This window comes from Halomonas sp. 707D4 (genome assembly GCF_024158685.1).
Classification (GTDB): domain Bacteria; phylum Pseudomonadota; class Gammaproteobacteria; order Pseudomonadales; family Halomonadaceae; genus Vreelandella.
The window spans coordinates 1-4,438 of the sequence record NZ_JAMZBD010000266.1; the positions used below are offsets into that span (position 1 = coordinate 1).

Sequence of the window (4,438 nt, forward strand, 5' to 3'; positions counted from 1 at the left end):
CCTATGGTCCGGTCACGCCTTCGGATGTGCCCGGCCTGCTCGACAGCGGCCTGCTGGAAGGCTGCATCAGTCACCCGCTGGCGCTCGGCCCGGTGGATGAAATCGATTACCTCGCCCGCCAGCAGCGCCTCACCTTCGCGCGCATCGGCGTCACCGACCCGCTCTCGCTCGACGACTACCGCGCCCACCGCGGCTTTGTCGGGCTCGAGGCGGCGCTTACATTATCGGCCCAGGCCATCGTCGACGAAGTGAAGGCCTCCGGGCTTCGCGGGCGCGGCGGCGCGGCGTTTCCCACCGGCATCAAGTGGCAGACCGTGCTGGACGCGCCGGCGGAGCAGAAGTACATCGTCTGCAACGCCGACGAGGGCGACTCCGGCACCTTCGCCGACCGGCTCGCCATGGAGTGCGACCCGTACATGCTGATCGAGGGCATGACCATCGCCGGGCTCGCCGTGGGCGCGACCCAAGGCTACATCTACCTGCGCTCGGAGTACCCGCTGGCGAAGGAAATATTGGACGAGGCGATCCTGCGCGCCGAGGCCGAGGGCTACCTGGGCGACGATATCCGCGACAGCAGCCGCGCCTTCCACCTGGAAGTGCGCCTGGGCGCCGGCGCCTACATCTGCGGCGAAGAGACGTCGCTGCTGGAAAGCTTGGAGGGCAAGCGGGGGCTGGTGCGCTTCAAGCCGCCGCTGCCCGCCATCGAGGGGCTTTTCGGCCGGCCCACCGTGGTCAACAACGTGCTGTCGCTCGCCGCAGTGCCGTTCATCCTGGCCGAAGGCGGCCAGGCCTACGCGCAGTACGGCATGGGCCGCTCCAAGGGCACGCTGGCGCTCCAGCTGGCGGGCAACGTCAAGCGCGGCGGGCTCGTGGAGCTCGCCTTCGGCACGACGCTTCGCACGCTGATGGAGGAGTTCGGCGGCGGCACCCTGAGCGGGCGTCCACTTCGCGCGGTGCAGGTGGGCGGGCCTTTGTGCGCCTACCTGCCGGAAAGCCAGTGGGACCTGCCGCTCGATTACGAAACCTTCGCCGAGGTAGGCGCGGGCGTTGGCCACGGCGGCGTGGTGATGTTCGACGACCGTGTCGACATGGCCGAGCAGGCGCGCTTTTCGATGGAGTTCTGCAAGGCGGAGTCGTGCGGCAAGTGCACGCCGTGCCGGATCGGCTCGACCCGCGGCGTCGAGGTGATCGACCGCATCCGCAACGGCGAGAACCGCGAGGCCAACCTCGCGCTGCTGGGTGATCTTTGCGAGACGATGGTGGACGGTTCGCTTTGCGCCATGGGCGGCATGACCCCCTTCCCGGTACAGAGCGCGCTCAAGCACTTTTCCGAGGACTTCCAGCGTCCGGCCAGCGGAGAACACTCATGATCGAACATTTTGATCCACGGCGTCAGGCCAACAGCGTCGATTTCGCGAAGGACGACTTTTCCAAGGACGATTTCAGCAAGGACTATGGCACCCCCGCCGCCCGCCCGGGCGCGGCCTCGGTCAGCGTCGAGATCGATGGCGTACGCTTGAGCGTGCCGGAAGGCACCTCGGTGCTGCGCGCCGCCGCCCTTGCCGACATCAGCATCCCGAAACTCTGCGCCACCGACAGCCTCGAGGCGTTCGGCTCCTGCCGGCTGTGCGCCGTCGAGATCGAAGGCCGCCGGGGGTTGCCTGCCTCGTGCACCACGCCGGTGGTGGAAGGCATGAAGGTGACCACCCAGAACGAGCGCCTGGCGAAGCTTCGCCGGGGCGTGATGGAGCTCTACATCTCCGATCACCCGCTGGATTGCTTGACCTGCCCGGCCAACGGCGACTGCGAGCTGCAGGACATGGCGGGCAGCGTCGGGCTTCGCGAAGTGCGCTACGGCTTCGACGGCGAAAACCACCTCGCCAAGCCAAAGGACACCTCCAACCCCTACTTCACCTTCGATCCGAGCAAGTGCATCGTCTGCTCGCGCTGCGTGCGCGCCTGCGAGGAGGTGCAGGGCACCTTCGCGCTGACCATCGACGGGCGCGGCTTCGATTCCAAAGTGGCGGCCGGTCAGGACGAGGCGTTCATGGACTCGGACTGCGTTTCGTGTGGCGCCTGCGTGCAGGCCTGCCCGACCGCCACGCTGATGGACAACAGCGTGATCGACCACGGCGTGCCGGATCGAAGCGTGGTGACCACCTGTGCCTACTGCGGCGTGGGCTGCTCCTTCGAGGCCCAGATGAAGGGCGACAAGCTGGTGCGCATGGTTCCTTACAAAGGGGGCGATGCCAACCACGGCCACTCCTGCGTGAAGGGGCGTTTCGCCTTCGGCTACGCCTCCCATCCGGATCGCCTGACCACGCCGATGATTCGCGACGCGATCGACCAGCCTTGGCGGGAAGCGAGCTGGGAAGAGGCGATCGGCTTCGCCGCCCGGCGCCTGAAGGCGATCCAGGCAGAGCACGGCCGCGAAAGCATCGGCGGCATCACCTCCTCGCGCTGCACCAACGAGGAAACCTATCTGGTGCAGAAGCTGATTCGCGCGGCCTTCGGCAACAACAACACCGACACCTGCGCCCGGGTCTGCCACTCGCCCACCGGCTACGGCTTGAAGACCACGATAGGCGAGTCCGCCGGCACCCAGACGTTTGATTCGGTGATGCAATCCGATGCCATCATCGTCATCGGCGCCAACCCCACCGACGCCCACCCGGTGTTCGGCTCGATGATGCGCAAGCGCCTGCGCCAGGGAGCGAAGCTGATCGTCGCCGACCCGCGCCGCATCGATCTCTTGAAAACGCCGCACTTGAAAGAGGCCCAGCACCTGCCGCTGCGCCCGGGCACCAACGTCGCGCTGGTCAACGCCCTGGCCCACGTGGTGATCACCGAAGGGCTCGAGGACACCGACTTCGTCGCCAAGCGCTGCGACACGGATGCCTACCAGCGCTGGCGCGCGTTCATCAGCGAGCCGCGCCACAGCCCCGAGGCGTCGGAGATGATCACCGGCGTACCGTCGGAGGCGGTACGCCGCGCCGCACGCACCTACGCCACTGCCGGCAACGGCGCGATCTACTACGGTCTCGGCGTCACCGAGCACAGCCAGGGCTCGACCATGGTGATGGGCATCGCCAACCTCGCCATGGCCACCGGCAACATCGGCCGCGAAGGCGTGGGCGTGAACCCCTTGCGCGGTCAGAACAACGTGCAGGGCTCGTGTGACATGGGCTCCTTCCCCCACGAGCTTCCGGGCTACCAGCACGTGGCGGACCCCATCGCCCGCGGGCGCTTCGAAGCCAGGTGGGGCGTGGCGCTCGACCACGAGCCGGGGCTGCGCATTCCCAACATGTTCGACGCGGCGATCGAGGGCACCTTCAAGGCGATGTACGTGCAGGGCGAGGACATCGCCCAGTCCGACCCCAATACCCAGCACGTCGAGGCCGCGCTGCGCGCGCTGGACTGTCTGATCGTGCAGGATATTTTCCTCAACGAAACCGCCAAGTTCGCCCACGTGCTGCTGCCGGGCTCGAGCTTTCTGGAGAAGGATGGCACCTTCACCAACGCCGAGCGGCGCATCAACCGCGTGCGCAAGGTGACCCCGCCGGTGGCCGGCAAGCAGGACTGGGAAGTCACGCAGGATCTCGCCAACGCCTTGGGCTACCCGATGAACTACGCCCACCCGTCCGAGATCATGGACGAGATCGCCGCCCTTGCACCGAGCTTTGCAGGCGTGAGCTACGAAAAGCTCGAGCAGTACGGAAGCCTGCAGTGGCCCTGCAACGAGGCGAACCCGCGCGGCATGCCGACCATGCACGCGATCGACTTCCCGATCGGGCTGGGCCGCTTTGCGATCACCGAGTACGTGGCCACCGAAGAGCGCACCAACCGCCGCTTCCCGCTGCTGCTCACCACCGGGCGGATCTTGAGCCAGTACAACGTCGGCGCCCAGACGCGGCGCACCCACAACCAGCACTGGCACGACGAGGACGTGCTGGAGCTGCACCCCTCCGATGCCGAGGTGCGCGGCGTGGCGGACGGCGACTGGCTCGGCATCACCAGCCGCTCGGGTCAGACGGTATTGCGTGCTAGGCTTAGCGAGCGCATGCAGCCCGGCGTGGTCTATACCACCTTCCACCATCCGGGCAGCGGTGCCAACGTGATCACGACCGACAACTCGGACTGGGCCACCAACTGCCCGGAATACAAGGTGACCGCCGTGCAGGTAGAAAAAGTCAGCCAGCCCTCGGCCTGGCAGCAGCGCTTCAGCGCCTTCGACCAGACCCAGAAAAGCCACCTCGAAAGCGCCCGGCAGGAGACGCCGTGAGCGTATACGAAAGCGAGGAAACCGCCCTGGCGCACCTGCTGGTCGAGGTGCGCCGCCGGGCGGGCGAGTGGCAGGGCAACGTCGGCGAGGACGCCCTGGCCGAGGAAGTGCCGGTGGCGCTGATCTACAACGGCATCTCCCATGCGGTGATGATGG

At 67.1% G+C, this 4,438-nt stretch carries 2 protein-coding genes; both read left to right on the plus strand.

What is annotated here, in order from left to right; all coding sequences use genetic code 11:
- Positions 1-1,370, plus strand: a 1,370-nt coding sequence (locus BIS11_RS11685) for an NADH-ubiquinone oxidoreductase-F iron-sulfur binding region domain-containing protein (RefSeq protein ID WP_253586084.1), incomplete at its 5' end; no start/stop codon positions are given.
- Positions 1,367-4,282, plus strand: coding sequence for a formate dehydrogenase subunit alpha (gene fdhF, locus BIS11_RS11690; protein WP_253422457.1), 2,916 nt, complete (start codon positions 1,367-1,369; stop codon positions 4,280-4,282). The genes BIS11_RS11685 and fdhF, both read left to right, overlap by 4 nt.
- Positions 4,283-4,438: the final 156 nt, after the last annotated feature.

What these genes read in the sequence shown, in the direction of transcription:
- fdhF (WP_253422457.1), top strand. Translation starts at nt 1,367, where the DNA reads ATGATCGAACATTTTGATCCACGGCGTCAGGCCAACAGCGTCGATTTC.